We start from the raw sequence: 1,369 nt of genomic DNA, 5'->3' as shown, positions 1-1,369 counted from the left end.
ATCAACTGCTTGTAACTCATGGTATCTACTCTTGTTTTTTGGCGATTACAGAGTACCACCAACAGGCAGTTGATCTCTTCTCACCGTTTAACCATGAGTGGTGCACTTATTATCTGAATTCGGGGTTGGGATAAAGGGCTTGGAACAAGCACTCCTTTTTATGCACTTGCTATTTTTTTAAAATAGCTCGTCAGCCTACACTACTGTTTGATGGTAGGTTTGTCTCCAAATATGTAAGGGCAATTGATAAATATCTCGTTTTTTGCATCATCTCTCTACATTTGGCTTTATCGCAATGTTAAGTGGAATAAAAAGACTCAAGTACATCGAAGTTTAACTTTTCATCATTTTGGTAAATCCAAATGATAAGTAACGATCTACTTTCGTAAATCGTTACTTACTATAATGGCTAGCTAATTACTAATTGATGGGCTTAATTAATAAGCGCCTTCACTGTAAGTTAATTCGTAGCTGTGGCTATAAATTTCTAAAATATTGCCAAACGGGTCTTCCATATAAATCATGCGGTATGGTTTTTCACCTGGGTAATAATAACGTGGTTTTTCCATACGTTTCTTACCACCTGCAGCAACAATGCGTTCTGCAAGCTCTTCAACATTAGGATCTTGAACACAAAAGTGGAAAATACCTGTTTTCCAATACTCAAAGTTATCTTCTGGATTTTGTTGGTTTTTAAACTCAAAAATCTCAACCCCAATTCTATCACCCGTTGATAAGTGAGCTATTCGGAACTTATCCCAGTTAGCACCAAAAACATCAGTACACATCTGGCCAATAGGGCTATCATCTTCGGTTATTTCCGTTGGCTCCATAATAAGATACCAGCCTAATACTTCGGTATAAAACTTAACGGCCGCATCAAGATCCGGAACAGAAATACCAATATGCGAAAAAGTACGTGGGTATGTATTACTCATAATTAACTCTCCTAAATAAGAATGAGTTTATAGTTTACGAGCGCCTAGGTATTAAGTTAAATTATCATTTAACATTCAAATAAGTATATTTTGTTATGATAAATCCGGTTTGGTTAAAAACATTTTGTGAACTAGTCGAAGTCAATCACTTTACAAAAACAGCTGAGCGACTGTTTATGACCCAATCAGGCGTAAGCCAGCATATTAAAAAGCTAGAACAGCAAGTTGGAGCTTTATTGCTAGAGCGACACGGCAAACAATTTACACTTACTCCACAGGGCCAAAGCTTATACAACAGAGGTAGCCGCGAATTCAAGTCCGAAGTGCACCACTCGCTAAATTAGGCTGCTTTGCGTAATTCATCGAATATTACCGCTGGTTGCCTAAACCCTAGACATTTTCTCGGCCTCGCATTGAGCGCCTTTTCTATG

Annotated in this window: 1 protein-coding gene and 1 pseudogene; one reads left to right on the top strand and one right to left on the bottom strand. The window is 37.8% G+C overall.

Annotated features, from left to right (window positions below; translation table 11 throughout):
• Positions 1-437: 437 nt before the first annotated feature.
• Positions 438-938, bottom strand: coding sequence for a lactoylglutathione lyase family protein (locus tag L1266_RS22185; protein ID WP_054553420.1), 501 nt, complete (start codon positions 936-938; stop codon positions 438-440).
• A 95-nt stretch (positions 939-1,033) separates the two neighbouring features.
• Between L1266_RS22185 and L1266_RS22180 the strand changes: the two are divergent.
• A pseudogene (locus tag L1266_RS22180) lies at positions 1,034-1,243 on the top strand (LysR family transcriptional regulator); the annotation flags it as partial.
• Positions 1,244-1,369 lie beyond the last annotated feature (126 nt).

Source organism: Pseudoalteromonas sp. Cn5-37 (genome assembly GCF_021532495.1).
Lineage (GTDB): Bacteria > Pseudomonadota > Gammaproteobacteria > Enterobacterales > Alteromonadaceae > Pseudoalteromonas > Pseudoalteromonas simplex.
Note: the sequence above shows the minus strand (reverse complement) of the source record. Positions and strands in the feature narration are given on the sequence as shown.